The sequence below is a fragment of the Micromonospora parathelypteridis genome (genome assembly GCF_014201145.1).
GTDB classification, from domain to species: Bacteria; Actinomycetota; Actinomycetes; order Mycobacteriales; family Micromonosporaceae; genus Micromonospora; species Micromonospora parathelypteridis.
The window spans coordinates 3,338,542-3,354,540 of sequence record NZ_JACHDP010000001.1 but is presented as its reverse complement, the minus strand read 5'-3'; the positions used below and the strand labels follow the sequence as shown (position 1 = coordinate 3,354,540).

Sequence of the window (15,999 nt, the reverse complement as noted above, 5' to 3'; positions counted from 1 at the left end):
TCCACTCCTCCCGTCGTCGTGCCTCCGACACCGCTAAGTCGTGGGTGGAGCAACGCCGGGTTGCCCCTCGGGGGCGACAACCTCACCAGACTGGCTCATCTCCCGCACGCACAGCCCCTCCACCCGATCGACCGGAACGCTCGACCAGGTCGGTGACGGTTGCCACGCCGTGTGGGGCGACAGCCTGAGGTGGTGGCAGATCGTGCACGGGTGCGGCTACGACGACCAGCTTCAGGGTGTCGTTCGGCGGCGCGGGCCGCCGGACGAGGGCATCGATCTACGTGATCTTGGACAACCTGCCCGCCCACCGGGCGCGCCACGATCCGGACGCGGGCGGCATCAGCCCGACCCACACCGCGGACGGTCGCGGGCGAGGCACCAACCCGCCGATAGGCGGACTCAGCTCGGGATCGTGATCCGGCTCTCGATCGCGGCGGCGGCGATGTCGGTGCGGTGCTGCGAGCCAGCCAGCTCCACCCCATCCACCAGCGCGTACGCGGCGTCCCGCGCGGAGGCCAGGTCGGGGCCGGTGGCCGTACCGCAGAGGACCCGGCCGCCAGCGGAGAGCAACGCGCCGTCGCTGGCCCGGCGGGCGGTGCCGGCGTGGATGATGCCCGGGCGGTCCGCGCCGGTGATGACGTCACCGGTGTGCGGCGCGGCCGGGTAACCCGGGGAGGCGAGCACCACGGTGACCGCGCTGCCGTCGCGCCAACGCAGCGGCGGATGCTCGGCCAACGTGCCGGTGGCCGCCGCGTGCAGCAGCCCACCCAGCGGGGTCTCCAGCAACGCGAGCACCACCTGGGTCTCCGGATCGCCGAAGCGCGCGTTGAACTCGATCACCCGAGGACCGGCGGCGGTGATCGCGAGCCCGACGTAGAGCAGGCCAGCGAACGGGGTGCCCCGATGGCGCAGCTCGGCCAGAGTGGGGTGGACCACGTCACGCATGACGTCGTCGACCAAGCCGGACGGGGCCCAGGCCAGCGGTGCGTACGCTCCCATGCCGCCGGTGTTCGGCCCGGTGTCGCCGTCGCCGAGCCGCTTGAAGTCCTGCGCCGGCAGCAGCGGCAGCGCCGCCACACCGTCGGTGACCACGAAGAGGCTGACCTCCGGGCCGTCGAGGAACTCCTCGACCACGACCCGCCCGCACTCGCGGGCATGAGCCAGCGCGGCGGACCGGTCGTCGGTCACCACCACGCCCTTGCCGGCGGCGAGGCCGTCGTCCTTCACCACGTACGGGGCGCCGAACTCGTCCAGCGCCCGCGCGGTGCTCTCCTCGTCCGTGCAGACGTACGCGCGGGCGGTCGGCACACCGGCGGCGGTCATCACGTCCTTGGCGAACGCCTTGGAACCCTCCAGCTGAGCGGCCTCACCAGAGGGGCCGAACACGGCGATCCCCTTGGCGCGTACCGCGTCGGCGACCCCGGCGACCAGCGGCGCCTCGGGCCCGATCACCACCAGGTCGGCAGAGGTCTCCACGGCCAGCGCCGCCACCGCGGCCGGATCGGTGGCGTTCACGGCCCGCAACTCGGCAAGGCCGGCGATCCCGGGGTTACCAGGCGCGGCAACGAGCGCCGAAACAGCCGGATCGCTTACCAACCCGAGCGCAAGAGCATGCTCCCGCCCGCCACCACCCACCAAAAGAACCCGCACGACCCCGCATCCTACTGTCCAAACCTCGGCCCAGTCCCGTCGGCCGTCGGTGATCAAGAGGTTTGCGTCGGCGGTCGAACCGTTTCTGACGGGAACCTCTTGATCACCTTCGGTGGGCGGCCGCGATCGCTTGTCGGACCGTGTGGGGTATGTAGTTGGGGTGGAGGGTGTCCTGCCAGGTGAAGCGGAGGATGGTCCAGCCCGCGTTGACCAGTCGGTTCTGGCGGCGGCGATCGGCGTAGGCCGCTTCCGGGGTGCCGTGCGCGTCTTGACCGTCTGCTTCGGCGATCAGCCTCGGGCCGCGCCAACCCAGGTCGCCAATACCGAGCAGATAGCCGTCATCGTCGCGCACTTCCAGCTGCAGCGTGTCCGGTGGCACCCGGCCGTCCACGCACCGCAGTCGGCTACGCGTCTCGAGCGGCGACTGCGCCCGCCCGTCCGCCTCAGCCAGACAAGCGCGAGCCACGACCGCGCCCCTGCGCCCCCGGATCAGATTCGGGATCGCCGCCAGTCGCGCTGGATCGATACGGCCCTGGTTCAGCGCCGAATCCAGGACTGAGACTGCTGGATAACGATCAACCCGGAGGATGACATCCGAGACGGTACGGAGCGGAGAGGTCGCGCTGATGCCCGCAACCTCGACGATGTCGACGGGAGCAACGGTCATCTGATGCACCGTCAGCCACGGCACCATGGCGCGCTGGGGCCGAGGTCGAACAACTGGCACCGAGACATGGACCTGCGAAGTCTGGCGAAGACCTGCAATGCCGTGCAGTTCCAGAGCAGTGTCCAGGACAGCGAAGGCCCCTGGGCCAAGGCTCACGACCGCAGCGCGGATCCGCGCCCGCCGACGCGTCGAATCACTCAGCTCCACGTCCGGGACGAAGCAACCGCGCAGAAGCCGTTGCCACCTGCCGGACCGGTGCAACTGTCTAACCTGGTCCCTGGTCAGGCCAGCACGCAATGCCTGGTCCAGGGTGACCAATCCGTCCTGCCCGGCAGCGATGTCGCGAAGAAGCTGGTGTGGTCCCACACCCACACCCTGCCCACCCGCCCCACCCCACCGAAGCCCCTGTGGACAACGCCCGCCCCCTGTGGATAACCCCACCCCCTTGCTTAGGTGATCAAGAGGTTTGCGTCAGGATTCCGCGCGGGATTGACGCAAACCTCTTGATCACCGGGGCAAATGGGTGGGTGGGTGGGTGGTGGGGTTAGGGGAGGAGGGGGTGGAGGACTACGTTTTCGTCTCGGCCTGGGCCTACGCCTACAACGCTGATCTTGGTGTTGCAGAGTTCCTCGACCCGGGCGATGTAGCGGCGGGCGTTCTCCGGCAGGTCCTCGGCGGTGCGGGCCTTGGTGATGTCCTCCCACCAGCCGTCGAGCTCCTCGTAGACGGGCTTGGCGTGGTGGAAGTCCGTCTGGCTCATCGGCATGTCGTCGACCCGGACACCGTTGATCTCGTAGCCCACGCAGATCGGCACCTTGGGCAGGCCGGTGAGTACGTCCAGCTTGGTGATGACCAGGTCGGTGACGCCGTTGAGGCGGCAGGCGTACCGGGCGACGACCGCGTCGAACCATCCGCACCGGCGCTCCCGGCCGGTGGTGGTGCCGTACTCCGCGCCGATCTTGCGCAGGTGCTCACCGCTGGCGTCGAACAGCTCCGTGGGGAACGGCCCCGCACCGACCCGGGTGGTGTACGCCTTGCTGACCGCGATCACCTTGTTGATCGCGGTCGGCGGGATGCCGGCGCCCACGCAGGCGCCACCGGCGGTCGGGTTGGACGAGGTCACGAAGGGGTACGTGCCGTGGTCCATGTCGAGCATGGTGGCCTGCGCGCCCTCCAGCAGCACCGTCTCGCCCCGGTCCAGGGCGTCCCAGAGCATCGCCCGGGTCTCCGCGATGTACGGCTTGAGCCGCTCCGCGTACTCCAGGTACTCCTCGACGGTCGCCTCAAGGTCGATCGCCTTGCGGTTGTAGACCTTGAACAGGATCTGGTTCTTCTCGCGCAGCGCGAGTTCCAGCTTCTTGCGCAGGATGCCCGGGTCGAGCAGGTCCTGGAGCCGGATGCCGATCCGAGCGACCTTGTCGCCGTACGCCGGGCCGATGCCCCGGCCGGTCGTGCCGATCCGGGACGAGCCGAGATAGCGCTCGATCACCCGGTCCAGCGCCCGGTGGTGCGGCATGATCAGGTGCGCGTCACCGGAGATCCGTAGCCGGGACACGTCGACGCCGCGCTCGGCCAGGCCGTCGATCTCGGCGAGCAGCACCTTCGGGTCGACCACCACACCGTTACCGATGACGATCATCGCGTCCGGCGAGAGCGCCCCGGAGGGCATCAGGTGCAGCGCGTACTTCTGGCCGTCTGGGGTGATCACCGTGTGGCCGGCGTTGTTGCCGCCGGAGTAGCGCACGACGTAGTCGACCCGCTCACCCAGCAGGTCGGTAACCTTGCCCTTGCCCTCGTCGCCCCACTGAGCGCCGATGAGCACGATCGCTGGCATCTTTTCCGCCTCCAGAAGGCTCGGGTGCCAGGTGGCGACCGGTTGGCGAGCCCGGGGTGTCAGGTTAACAAGTAGTGACGGCGTGGCCGGCAGGGGTCGCGTCGAGAGGCAGGAGGCTCCTTCCGTGTACGACGTGGTGCTGCTCACCCTCGGTTCGGAGCGCGACGCTCCCGGGGGCTGTGGCAGCGGCGGGGCCTGCTGTGGCGGCGCGACCGAGGCCCAGACCGACCCAACAGACCAGGCTGGCCCGACCGGCCAGACCGACACCGGCCAGACGACCCAGGCCGACGGTGACGCCGAGCGGTGCGCCACCGAGCGGCCACGGGTGCCGGTGCTTGCCTGCGCCGACGCGCTGATCGCCCGGGGCGCCCGAGTGGAGACGGTCACCGCCCGCTCCGACGCGGAGATCGACGCGGTGTTGGCCCGGCTCGACGGTCCCGCCCGCCCGGACGGCCTCACCTGGCCGGATCTGGACGGCAAGACCCGGCTCGTCGTCGCCACGGCCAGCGACGGGCAGTTGCGCGCCGTGCTGCGCCGGCTGGTCCGGCGGTACGCGCCAGCGCCGAGCCGCCGCCCGGCGGATCTGCCCGGCAACCGGACCCTGCCCGATCTGCCGCCGGTGGCCGTACTCCCGCTCGATCCGGCTCGTGGGGGCACCCACCGGGACCTGGCCGCGCAGCTCGGGTTGCCGCGTGATCCGGCGGCGGTGGCCGCCGCGGTGTTGGACGGCACGGCGCGCCGACTGGACCTGCTGCGCAACGACGGTGGCTCGGTGACCCTGGACGGCGCGCTGCTCGGCGCCGCCGACGACGCTGGCCGGCCACTGCACTGGCGGGCCCGGGTGGAGGTGGACGACACCATCCTCACCAACGGCGACGAACCGCTGCTGGCCTGCGCGGTCGGCAACGCCGGCGGGTACGCGACGCTCGACGACGTGACGCTGCTGACCGCGCCGGACCCGGCCGACGGCCAGATCGAGGTCGCGGTGGCCATTCCGGTGGTCGTCCGCTCGGCGTTGGGTCGCAAGCGGGTACGCCTCGAAGTTCGGCGGGCTCGCGGGCGGGCCGTGTCGGTGCTGCCCAGGGAGGGGAAGGTGCCGTACCTCGACGACGGTGTCGAGGGGGAGCTGACCCGGAAGCGTTCCTGGTGGATCGAGCCGGGTGCCTGGGCGGTCTGGTCGATCTGACCCCTGGGCTGCGCCGAGTGGGGCGGCCTCGGCTGCGCCGACAGCCCCTCGAGGGCGGATGGGGCCTATCCTCGCAGGAGGACTGGGGAGGGCCGTAATGGACGAGAACGCCGACCGGGCGCAGACGCCCGGCCAGCAGCCGGTGCCGGAGCGGGACGTTGAACCGCTCTGGCCACCGGATCCGGCCGACCGGGGCGCGGGTAACGCCGTACCGCCCTGGGCGGCGGTCGCCCACCAGCAGGGTGCGCCGTCGCCGGTATCGCATGGGCCGGTGACACCGCCGGTGGCCGCGCCGCCGACCGGCCGACCGCCGGTTCCCGGGCAACCCGGGGCCCCGGCCCAGCCGCCGCCTTCTCCGTCCGACTACCCGTCGCTCACCGGTGCCGTCCCGGCACCCGGGGGCTGGGACGGCAGCGGCCCGTCCGGCAACGTGTCGGGCTGGGCGCCGTCGCAGCCGAGTTGGCCACCGCCGGCCGCGCCAGCCGTCGCGTCGTCACCGCCCGCGCCACCGGCAACGGGCACGCCGCCCGCGCCACCGGCGGCCGGTGCTCCCGAGAGCGCCGGCGGCCCGGGTGGCACCGGGACCCCCGTCTCGCCGACGAACGCTGCGGCACCGAACACCGCCTCCGCGTCGACGGACCGCCAACCGGAGGCGGCACGCAGCGCAGCCGGCGCGACAGGCACCGTGGCCGGGGGTGATCAGGCGCAGGCACAGGCCGGCGATCGGGGTCAGACCCCCGTCCCACCGATCCCCCCGGGTGGCGTCGACCTGGACCTGCCGTTCACCCTGGACCGTCCCACCGCAGCCGCAATGCCCGCCGCCCGCCCGACCGGCGCGGGCCCCGCCTCGGCAGATTCCGCAACGGCCGGGCCGGCGCCTCAGGCTGGCGAGGACGGGGAGGACGGGTCTGCCGGCGGAGCAACGCGGCCGGCCAGCGAGTCGCCGTGGGCGCAGCCGCCGCAACGCCCGGCTGGGACACCCACACCGGCCCACGACGAGGCCACCACCGCGACGCCACCGCTCCCCGCCCCGCCCGGGCCGCAGCCGCCGCACGTCGGTCCCTCTCCGGCGCACTCCGGACCGTCGTTCAACCCGGTGATCCCCGGTCAAGCCGGCCCGGCGCACATCCCGCCTCCGCCAGACCTGACCCAGTTGAGCAATCTGCCGTCTCCCCAGCCGGCGCCCCCACCCCCGGGGCCGTTCCCACCGTCGCCGGGCTGGTACCCACCGCCGTGGCAGCAGGGCCCGGCCGGCGGCCCGCCTGGGCAGCCTTACCAGGAGGCCGAGGGCGTGACCCGGGTGCCCACCACCGGGTATCCGGATGCCACCGGATATCCGGACGCGAGCTGGACACCGGAGGCCCCAGCGGCACCGACCGCCGAGGACTTCAGCCGGCGCCGGCAGGTCCGGCCCGCCGATCCGGTGGCCACCACGGGTGTCCGGGCGGTGGTCAACAAGATGGGCCTGCTCCGGCTCGCGCCCGGTCGGCACGAGCAGGAGCGCAAGCGGGACATCGAGATGGTGCGCCGCAACTTCGGCGGGCTGCGGCAGGTGACCGTGGTCAACCCGAAGGGCGGAGCCGGTAAGACGGTGGCCATCCTGCTGCTCGCGATGACGTTCGGCCAGAAGCGCGGCGGCTACGTGCTGGCCTGGGACAACAACGAGACCCAGGGCACCCTCGGGATGCGCGCCCAGCAGGACTTCCACTCCCGCACGGTGCGGGACATGCTGCGTGACCTCGGCCAGTTCCAGGGCGCGCAGGGGCGGGTCGGTGACCTGTCGCAGTACGTCCGCTCGCAGGGCGAGGGGATGTTCGACGTGCTGGCCTCGGACGAGTCGGCCACCGGTGGCGAGATGCTGACCGCAGCCGCGTTCGCCGAGATCCGCGAGGTGGTCAGCCGGTTCTACAAGTTGATCTTCGTGGACACCGGCAACAACGTCCGGGCGCAGAACTGGCAGGCCTCAATGGACGCCACCGATCAGTTGGTGGTCACCATGTCGGCTCGTAACGACTCGGCGGAGACCGCCGCCCGGATGCTCGACCACCTGGAGCAGAGCGGCCGGCAACGGCTGGTCCGCCAGGCCGTGACGGTGGTGTCGATGCCGCCGTCCCGCAAGGAGATCGACCTGCCGGCCATCCAGGAGCACTTCGCGGCCCGCACCCGGGCGGTGCTGCTGGCCCCGTACGAGCGGCTCATCGACAGTGGCGAGCCGATCCGGTACGGCGGGCTCTCCTCGGCCACCCGCGACGCCTGGCTGAAGATCGCCGCAGCAGTCGCCGAAGGGCTGTAACCCGCCGACGGCCGGCCCCGAGTCGGGCCGGCCGTCGGAGCGGGGTCAGTTGCTCGCCAGCGCGTCCGCCGCTTCCGGGTCGCAGTCACGCAGGAACTGGGCGCAGCGGGCCGCCTCGTCGGCCTCGCCGATCTCGTCAGCAGCTCGGGACAGCACGTAGAGGCAGCGGAGGAAGCCCCGGTTGGGCTCGTGCGACCACGGCACCGGGCCGTGCCCCTTCCAACCGCTGCGGCGCAGCTGGTCAAGGCCACGGTGGTAGCCGGTGCGCGCGTAGGCGTACGCCGTCACCACCTGGCCCTGGGCGAACGCCCGGGCCGCGAGCTCGGCCCAGCCCGCACTGTAGGTCGGGAAGCCGGCCGCCACGCTGGCGAACGCCTCGTCGGTGCCGGCCTCGTCGGCGGCGGCCAGGGCGGCGTCGGCCTCGTCGTTCGCGGGCAGGCGGGTGGCCGGTGGCTCTGGCAAAAGGTTCTGCATCGCCCCATTCAACCCGTTGGACCGGGCGACACGCGAGCGGGTCGGCCGACGCGTTCGGCTGAACGGCTGAGGAGTTGGTCACGCCTGCGGCCTATGCCGCCGCCAGGTGTTTTCCACTACAACTAATGGTCCGGAGCCTCCCCAGGAACCGGTTATGCAGGAGCCCGGTGGCCTCGGTCACCGGGCTCCTGTCGGTTGCACCCGAGGCCCGAGGTTTCACCGGCCCCGGCGGACGGGCAGGATGGCCCGGTGCCGACCCCACCTCCAGCGGACGTCATCGAGCCGCAGCTGCACACCGACGAGATCCAGACCCGCGACGAGTTCGATCGGCAGTTGGCCACCGGCCGACTGACCGGGCTGACGGTGCAGGGCCTGCGCCTCGACCTGGCGCCGGTGCCCGACCTGACTGGCGTCGAGGTCGCCGGCACCCTCTTCGTGGGCTGCCGGTTCGCCTCCCGGGACGTCGGGGCCGACCTGGTCCGGCGTGGCGCGAACGTGGTGCCACCGTTCTCAGGGCTGCCGTACCCGACCCAGCCTGCGCACCTCTACACCCCGGAGGACCTGGCCGCCGGGTTCGCCGAGGGCGGGTTCACCGGGATGTACGACACCCGGGTGTACGACCACTACCGGGCACACGGGGGTGCGCTGCCGGACGTCAAGGAGGCGCTGGGTCAGCGGCTGCACGACCACGGCGTGGACAACGCGTTGGCCGACGCCACCCGGGTCTGGCTGGCCCGACACGGGCCGCAGTCGGTGGTGGGCATCATGGGTGGGCACGCGGTGCGGCGCGGCAGCCCGGCGTACCGGATGGCTGCCGTGCTCGGTTGGGAGCTGGCGCGGGCCGACCGGCTGGTGGTGACCGGCGGCGGTCCCGGGGTGATGGAGGCGGCGAACCTCGGCGCCTACCTGGCGGACCGCACGGCGGCCGAGTTGACCGAGGCGATCGACCTCCTGGCCACCGCGCCCGACTTCACCGACCACCACCGCTACACGGCCGCGGCGCTGGCGGTGCGACAGCGGTACGCGAGCGTGCCCCGGCAGCGCGGCGCCGACCTCGGTTGGGCACGGGCTGGTGGGCTGGCCATCCCGACCTGGCTGTACGGACACGAACCGGCGAACCTGTTCGCCGGGCGGATCGCCAAGTACTTCTCGAACGCGATCCGGGAGGACACCATCCTGCGACTCGCCCGGGGCGGCATCGTCTTCGCCCCCGGACGGGCGGGCACTGTGCAGGAGGTCTTCCAGGCGGCCACCAAGACGTACTACGGCACCGACGGCGCCAGCGGGGCGTACATCTTCCTGGACCGTGACTACTGGACCCGGGAGCTGCCGGTGGAGGCGTTGTTGCGTCCGCTGCTGGCCGCGTCCCCGTTCGGTGACCTGTCGTCGACGATCCACCTCACCGACGACGTACGCGAAGCCGTCCGGCTGCTGACGACCTGAGCAACGGCAACGGCCGGCTCCCCCGCAGGAGAGCCGGCCGTTGGTGGGACGTCGTTACTTGGTCATCGTGGTGCCGGTGGAGCGCAGGTGCTCGCACGCCTCGACGACCCGGGCGGCCAGGCCAGCCTCGGCGGCCTTGCCCCAGGCGCGCGGGTCGTACTGCTTCTTGTTGCCGACCTCACCGTCGATCTTCAGCACGCCGTCGTAGTTGCGGAGCATGTGGTCGGCGACGGGCCGGGTGAAGGCGTACTGGGTGTCGGTGTCGATGTTCATCTTCACCACGCCGTAGTCGAGCGCCTCGCGGATCTCGCTCAGCAGGGAGCCGGAGCCACCGTGGAAGACCAGGCTGAGCGGCTTGTCCTTGCCGTACTTGGCGCCGACCGCCTCCTGGATCTGGTTGAGGATCTCCGGACGCAGCTTGACGTTGCCCGGCTTGTAGACGCCGTGCACGTTGCCGAAGGTCAGCGCCGCCATGTAGCGGCCCTTCTCGCCGAGCCCGAGCGCCTCGACCATGGCCAGGCCGTCCTCGGTGGTGGTGTAGAGCTTGTCGTTGATGGCGTTCTCGACGCCGTCCTCCTCGCCACCGACGACGCCGACCTCGATCTCGAGGACGATCTTGGCCTTGGCGGCCTCGTCGAGCAGCTGCGCGGCAATCTGCAGGTTCTCCGCGACCGGCACGGCCGAGCCGTCCCACATGTGCGACTGGTACAGCGGCTCCTCGCCGCGCTTCACCCGCTCCTGCGAGATGGCCATCAGCGGACGGACGAACCCGTCCAGCTTGTCCTTCGGGCAGTGGTCGGTGTGCAGGGCGATGTTGACCGAGTACTTCTTGGCCACCTCGTGCGCGTACGCGGCGAACGCCACCGCGCCGGTGACCATGTCCTTGATCGAGGGGCCGGAGAGGTACTCGGCGCCACCGGTGGAGACCTGGATGATGCCGTCGCTCTCCGCGTCGGCAAAGCCCTTGAGCGCCGCGTTCAGCGTCTGCGAGGAGGTCACGTTGATCGCGGGGTACGCGTACCGGCCAGCCTTGGCGCGGTCCAGCATCTCCGCGTAGGCCTCGGGGGAAGCGATGGGCATGTGATGCGCTCCTTACTTACCACTCTCGGCCGTGCTGGCCGCTGTTGTTCATTTGTGCGCCGGACCGCGCTGTCCACCGCCCGGCAGTATCCCGCAGGTGCGGTGCGCCGGAAAAACCGACCCGGCTGCTGGCCAGGATCCCGTCACCGGTCATCCGGCACGATGACACTGATCAGCCAGGTGACCACAGTCATCACGATCGCTCCCCAGAACGCCGCCCAGAAACCGTCCACCTGGAACGGCAGGTCGAGCCCGCGGGCGATCCGGTCGGTGAGCAGGAACAGCAGAGCATTGACCACCAGTGCGAACAGACCCAGGGTCAGCAGGTAGAACACGCACCCGACGACTTTGATCACCGGCTTGAGCACCGCGTTGATCACGCCGAAGATCAGTGCCACCACGATCAGGGTGAGGACGGTGTTGCCACCCGAACGGCCGTGCACGTCGACCCCGGGCACGATCAGCGTGGTTATCCACAACGCGACCGCGGTGATCGCCAGTCGAATGAGAAAGCCCACGGCACCATCCTGGCATCGGGGCGCGTCGCCGAGGGCTGATTCCGCCCACTCCGCTTCCGGGCGCGGTGCCCGCCCAGCCCGTACGGTGGGTGGGAACCGTGCCCCGAGACCCCCGGGAGGGACGATGGGTCAGCCCGACGAGGAGTTCACCCCCGGCGACCACCTCGCCCCGGACGAGCGCGACCCCGAGGCCGACCCGGCCGACGCGGTCGAGCAGGCCGCGGTGGCCAGCCCGGCCGACACCGACAGCGAGCCGCACCGCGGCCTGGAGGTCGACGACTGGGACGCGATGGAGCAGGCCCGGGTGGTCAGCGTGGACGAGGACGACTACCGCTGACCCGTCGCAGGGTCGACTGCCCGTTGCGACAGAGGTGCGCAGCCGTTCGGGTAATTGGACAGATACCGATCCGGCAAACCCACCGGCCAACGACAGGGTTCGCTGCCCATCACCGGCACCCCCCCAACCTGATCGCCGGCATCGGCGGTCTGCTGCTCGTCGCCGGTGTGGGCGGCTACCTGCTCGCCCGACGCCGAACCGCCCGCTTCGTCCCCTGACTCACCGGACGCGGTTGACCTGCTCCGGGTGCTGCGCCACCCACTCCGCCAACCGATCCTCGCCCAGCGCGGCGAGGAACACCGGACCCTGCTTCGGGTCCAGCCGCAGCCGGGAAGAGTTGTCCGCCGCCGGGCCGACCGGGAGGCTGAGCCCCACCGGGTCGACGCTCTTGAGCTCGGGTAGCACCGCCACCAGCCTGGTCAGTGGCAGGCCGTCGTCGTCGACCGTCAGACCCTTGCCGGCCGCCGAGAGCAGCGCCGCGAGTCGGACCGGATTGGTCAGCACGTCCTGCGCGACCGCCCGCTGGATCAGCCCGGCGACGTAAACCTGGGCGTTACGGTCCCGGTCGAACGCGCCGTCGGGCAGGTACCGCCGTTGCCGCAGCAGGTCGACGGAGGCCGCTCCGTCGAGCCGCTGGCAGCCGGCCGGAAAGACTCGGCGGCTGTGCCAGGACCGAACCTCATTCGGTAGGCAGACGTCCACCCCGTCGACGGCCTCGGTGATCCGGCGCAACCCTGCGAAGGTCAACACCGCGCCAGCGTCGACGCGTACCCCGGTCAGGTCGGCGACCACCCGGCGGGTCAGGTCGTAGCCGGCGTCCAGGTCGGGCCGGGGCTCGGCGGCACCGGTGTAGAACGCGCTGTTGAGCTTGTCGATCCCCCGTCCAGGGATCGACACCTCCAGGTCGCGCGGCAACGAGATGAGATACGGCCGGCTACGGTCCGCCGGGATGTGCACCAGCAGGATGGAGTCCGCCAACCGGTACGGCGGTTCCTCGCCGAAGCCGTCCACGCCGACCAGCAGGACGTTCAGCGACCCGGTCGGTGAGCCAGCCGGTTGACCGGACAGCAACGGATCCTCGGCGGGCCGATCCGGGCGCAGCTGCGGCACGCCGACTCCCAGCGCGGCGATCAGGGCGAGCGTGACGCCGGCGGCCTGGAACCGCTGCCGACGGCGACGGCGGGCAGCGGCGAGCCGGTCGATCGCGGCCCGCAGCGGGCCGGTCGACGGGGTCAACGGCTCGTGCCGGACGAACGCGGCACGCAGGTCGTCCTCAATCATGTTCACGCCTCCACGTACTCGGCCCGGAGCGTGGCCAGGGCCCGGGAGATGGACGAACGTACGGTCCCGACGGCACAGTCGAGGATGTCGGCGATCTCGACATCGGGCAGGTCTTCGTAGTAGCGCAGCACCAGGGCGGCCCGCTGCCGACGCGGCAGCCGGGACAGCCAGGACCAGATCTGATCGCGCTCCACGGCCGACTGGGCGTGATCGGTGGGCGCCGGCAGCGTCGGGTCGGGCTCGGCGCGCAGCAGCACCCGGCGCACCCACGAGCCGCGCCGCCAGTCGACGTACTGGTTGGTGAGCATTCGGCGCACGTAGCGCTCGGGTGAGTCCGCCCGGGCGACGCGGCGCCAGTTGAGCTGGACTCGGACCATGGTCTCCTGGACCAGATCCTGAGCCTGGTGCGAATCACCGGTGAGCATCACCGCGTACCGCAGTAGCGGGGTCAGCCGCGTGTCCGCGAACTCCTCGTACGTCACTGCACCTCCAGGGGCTCCTGCCTGAGATGACGGGAGCGGACCAACCGAACATTGCGGTGATTCATGATCAACCTTTCGGTTCGTCTTACTCGTTGGGCGATTCTCGGGGCCACAGCCAGCCTTAAGGGTTCCTTAAGATCCACAGGCTCCACCTGAACCCCCAACTGGAGGAACTCCCCTCATGCTCACCCACTCCACCCGGCGCTGGCTCGCCGGACTGGGCGTAGCAGGCGCGTTCGTCGCAGCCTCCGCCACCCCGGCCGCCGCCGCCCCCGCCTCACCGGCAGAGAATCTCGACCTGTACGCCGACAACGTGATCGTCGCGCCCGGCGGCACCGAGAAGTGGGTCACCCTCTTCTCGCTCACCACGGAGCGGCAGCCCGCCGACTACACGATCAAGGTGGACCGGAGCAAGATCGACGGTTTCGCCAACGTCGAGACCAGCGGGGAGAACTGCACCGAGTCCGGTGCGATCCTGACGTGCAAGGTCGAGGACCAGGACGACGACGGCTCGTACCTGAACCTCGTCTCCCTCATCGTTCGCGCAAAGGCGGGCGCCAAGCCCGATCAGAAGGGCGAGCTGAGTTTCACGGTCACGCCGGACGGCAAGTCCGGATCCGCCTCCTACAGCTCGACCGTCGAAATCGGCGAGGGTGTCGACCTCGCCACCAACGAGTCCCTGGAGCTCAAAGGCGCGCCCGGCGCCACGCTGAAGGCCCCGTTCCAGGTGACGAACCGGGGCGAGGTGCCCGCGGAGGACGTCGTTCTCTACGTCGTCGGCGCGGACGGTCTTCAGCCGTCGAAGCGCTACGAGAACTGCGAGTACACCGACGGCCCGCTGCACGACTTCGCGTTCGCCTGCCACTTGGACACCACCATCGGCGAGAACAGTAGCTTCCGCCTCGACGACAGCTTCGGTTTCACCGTGCCCGCCGACACCTGGGCGCCGAACACCTTCGGCGGGTTCTCCACCTGGTTCACGCCTGCCGACTGGGACGAGTACAGGTCCGAGGCCGAACTCCCGGCCAAGCTCGGGCCGAACGGCACCGAGGGTGAGCTGAAGCTCGAGCCGGTCATGAACCTGCGCTCCCGGCAGACCGACATCAACCCGTTGGACAACTCGACCTGGATCGACCTTCAGGTGACCGGCGACCATCGGGCCGATGTGGCAGCGCGCGGCGCGACGGTGACCGGTGACGTCGGCGCTACCGTCGCGCTCACGGTCGGCTGGGTCAACAACGGGCCGGCGGCCGTCAACACGGGTGGCAGCGAGTCGCCCTGGATCGGCACCACCGTCACGCTGCCGAAGGGCGTCACCGCCGTCCGCGCTCCGGAGGACTGCTTCGACTCCGAGGACGACGGGTGGGAGCCGGGCAAGCCCGGCGCCCGGGTCTACCAGTGCCCCGTGCCCGGCGTGATCAAAAAGGGCGAGAAGGTCGACTACGAGTTCCAGCTGCGGATCGACCAGGCCGGCGGCCAGGCCGGTGAGGTCAAGCTACGCACCGGGCACGAGGAGACCGAGATCAAGGACCTGAACCCAGCCAACGACACCGCCAAGATCCTGGTGAACGCTGCCGGTGACACCGGCGGCAACGGCGGCACGGGCGGCAACGGCGGCACGGGCGGTAACGGCGCCGGTGACGGCGGCGGCCTGCCGGTCACCGGTCAGTCCACCGGCCTGATCGCCGGCCTCGGCGCGCTGCTGCTCGCCGCGGGCGTCGGCGGCTACCTGGTGGCCAAGCGCCGCCGGACCCGCTTCGTCGCCTGATCCACCCCGCACCACCGGTGCCCCGCCGACCACCCGGTCGGCGGGGCACCGTCGTTCTGCCCCACTACGCGGCCGAGTGGTGAGGGTCCGGTCCGGCGCGGCAGGGGACCACGGCTTCGGTACCCTTTGTGGCCGTGGACACAGCTGAGAAGACCCGCGCTCTCGTGGAGAGCGTCGCCCTGAACCCGCTCGATCCCAAGGATCTGTTGCAGACCTTCGGCCTGATCGGCGTGTGGGTGATCCTCTTCGCCGAGACCGGCCTGCTGGTGGGCTTCTTCTTCCCTGGTGATTCGCTGCTGTTCCTCGCCGGTGTGGCCTCGTCGCCGGTGGCGGACGCGATCTTCGGCGACGGCACTCGCCTCTCCCTGGCTGGCCTGCTGATCGGCGGGCCGATCTGCGCGATCGTCGGTGCCCAGCTGGGGCACTGGCTCGGCGCCCGGTACGGCCGGCCCATGTTCGAGCGGCCGAACTCCCGGCTCTTCAAGAAGGAGTACGTGGAGAAGGCCGAGTACTACTTCGACAAGTTCGGCCCGGCGAAGGCCGTGGTGCTGGCGCGCTTCATTCCGATCGTCCGGACGTTCCTCAACCCGGTCGCCGGCGCGCTCGGCATGCCAGCCCGGAAGTTCCTGCTCTGGAACGTCGTCGGAGCGGTGCTCTGGGTGGACGGCATCCTGCTGATCGGCTACCTGCTGGCCGAGCAGATCTATGACGCCATCGGCGACAAGATCGACCACTACATCCTGCCGGTGGTGGCCCTGATCATCGTGATCTCGGTGCTGCCGATCTTCTTCGAGTTCCTCCGCGACCGGCGGGCTCGTAAGCGCGGCGAAGCGGTCGCGGTGGTCGCGGCGGCCAGCGCCGCTGGCGCGGTGGAAGCGGCCCGCGAGGCGTTCGACCACGACAAGCACCAGCACGGCCGCCACCGCCCGGAGCACGGCCAGGACCGCTGAAGCGACGTACGACGACGGCCGGCCCCCTGGTGAGGG

Annotated in this window: 14 protein-coding genes; 6 read left to right on the top strand and 8 right to left on the bottom strand. The window is 71.0% G+C overall.

The genetic code is table 11. The features are described from left to right. Nucleotides 1-399 precede the first annotated feature (399 nt). The 3 genes from purD to HNR20_RS15035 all read right to left on the bottom strand — a co-directional run bounded on the left by purD (nt 400) and on the right by HNR20_RS15035 (nt 4,151). A complete protein-coding gene (purD, locus tag HNR20_RS15045) occupies nt 400-1,650 on the bottom strand; it encodes a phosphoribosylamine--glycine ligase (protein ID WP_184180358.1) in 1,251 nt (416 codons plus the stop codon). A 103-nt stretch (nt 1,651-1,753) separates the two neighbouring features. Next, on the bottom strand, nt 1,754-2,683 hold the full coding sequence (locus tag HNR20_RS15040) for a type IV toxin-antitoxin system AbiEi family antitoxin domain-containing protein (RefSeq protein ID WP_184180356.1): 930 nt from the start codon (nt 2,681-2,683) through the stop codon (nt 1,754-1,756). 178 nt (nt 2,684-2,861) lie between these two features. After that, on the bottom strand, nt 2,862-4,151 hold the full coding sequence (locus tag HNR20_RS15035; RefSeq protein WP_184180354.1) for an adenylosuccinate synthase: 1,290 nt from the start codon (nt 4,149-4,151) through the stop codon (nt 2,862-2,864). Nucleotides 4,152-4,275: 124 nt separating this feature from the next. On the opposite strand from HNR20_RS15035, the gene HNR20_RS15030 reads away from it, so the two are divergent. After that, nucleotides 4,276-5,337 carry a diacylglycerol kinase family protein gene (locus HNR20_RS15030; RefSeq protein ID WP_184180353.1) on the top strand — a complete coding sequence of 354 codons (1,062 nt, stop codon included), beginning with the start codon at nt 4,276-4,278 and terminating at the stop codon, nt 5,335-5,337. Nucleotides 5,338-5,434: 97 nt separating this feature from the next. Then, nucleotides 5,435-7,630, top strand: a complete 2,196-nt coding sequence (locus HNR20_RS15025; RefSeq protein WP_184180350.1) for a chromosome partitioning protein — start codon at nt 5,435-5,437, stop codon at nt 7,628-7,630. A 45-nt stretch (nt 7,631-7,675) separates the two neighbouring features. Here the strand turns inward: HNR20_RS15025 and HNR20_RS15020 are convergent, their stop codons facing one another. Continuing rightward, nucleotides 7,676-8,104, bottom strand: coding sequence for a DUF3151 domain-containing protein (locus HNR20_RS15020; RefSeq protein WP_184180349.1), 429 nt, complete (start codon nt 8,102-8,104; stop codon nt 7,676-7,678). Between the two features lie 249 nt (nt 8,105-8,353). Between HNR20_RS15020 and HNR20_RS15015 the strand changes: the two genes are divergently transcribed. After that, on the top strand, nt 8,354-9,547 hold the full coding sequence (locus tag HNR20_RS15015) for an LOG family protein (RefSeq protein ID WP_184180347.1): 1,194 nt from the start codon (nt 8,354-8,356) through the stop codon (nt 9,545-9,547). A gap of 54 nt (nt 9,548-9,601) precedes the next feature. Here HNR20_RS15015 and fbaA read toward each other — a convergent pair whose 3' ends face one another. Then, nucleotides 9,602-10,627: a class II fructose-bisphosphate aldolase gene (gene fbaA / locus HNR20_RS15010; protein ID WP_184180345.1), complete on the bottom strand. Its 1,026-nt coding sequence runs from the start codon at nt 10,625-10,627 to the stop codon at nt 9,602-9,604. A 143-nt stretch (nt 10,628-10,770) separates the two neighbouring features. Next, nucleotides 10,771-11,145 carry a phage holin family protein gene (locus HNR20_RS15005; RefSeq protein ID WP_184180343.1) on the bottom strand — a complete coding sequence of 125 codons (375 nt, stop codon included), beginning with the start codon at nt 11,143-11,145 and terminating at the stop codon, nt 10,771-10,773. A gap of 124 nt (nt 11,146-11,269) precedes the next feature. Between HNR20_RS15005 and HNR20_RS15000 the strand changes: the two genes are divergently transcribed. Further along, nucleotides 11,270-11,482, top strand: coding sequence for a hypothetical protein (locus tag HNR20_RS15000; RefSeq protein WP_184180341.1), 213 nt, complete (start codon nt 11,270-11,272; stop codon nt 11,480-11,482). A gap of 219 nt (nt 11,483-11,701) precedes the next feature. Here the strand turns inward: HNR20_RS15000 and HNR20_RS14995 are convergent, their stop codons facing one another. Both HNR20_RS14995 and HNR20_RS14990 read right to left on the bottom strand, forming a co-directional pair. Beyond that, nucleotides 11,702-12,763: an LCP family protein gene (locus HNR20_RS14995; protein WP_184180339.1), complete on the bottom strand. Its 1,062-nt coding sequence runs from the start codon at nt 12,761-12,763 to the stop codon at nt 11,702-11,704. A gap of 2 nt (nt 12,764-12,765) precedes the next feature. After that, nucleotides 12,766-13,245: a SigE family RNA polymerase sigma factor gene (locus HNR20_RS14990; protein ID WP_184180337.1), complete on the bottom strand. Its 480-nt coding sequence runs from the start codon at nt 13,243-13,245 to the stop codon at nt 12,766-12,768. Between the two features lie 181 nt (nt 13,246-13,426). Between HNR20_RS14990 and HNR20_RS14985 the strand changes: the two genes are divergently transcribed. Then, nucleotides 13,427-15,013: an LPXTG cell wall anchor domain-containing protein gene (locus HNR20_RS14985; RefSeq protein ID WP_184180335.1), complete on the top strand. Its 1,587-nt coding sequence runs from the start codon at nt 13,427-13,429 to the stop codon at nt 15,011-15,013. Nucleotides 15,014-15,141: 128 nt separating this feature from the next. Next, entirely contained in the window at nt 15,142-15,963 is an 822-nt protein-coding gene (locus HNR20_RS14980) for a DedA family protein (protein ID WP_184180333.1), read from the top strand. Nucleotides 15,964-15,999: the final 36 nt, after the last annotated feature.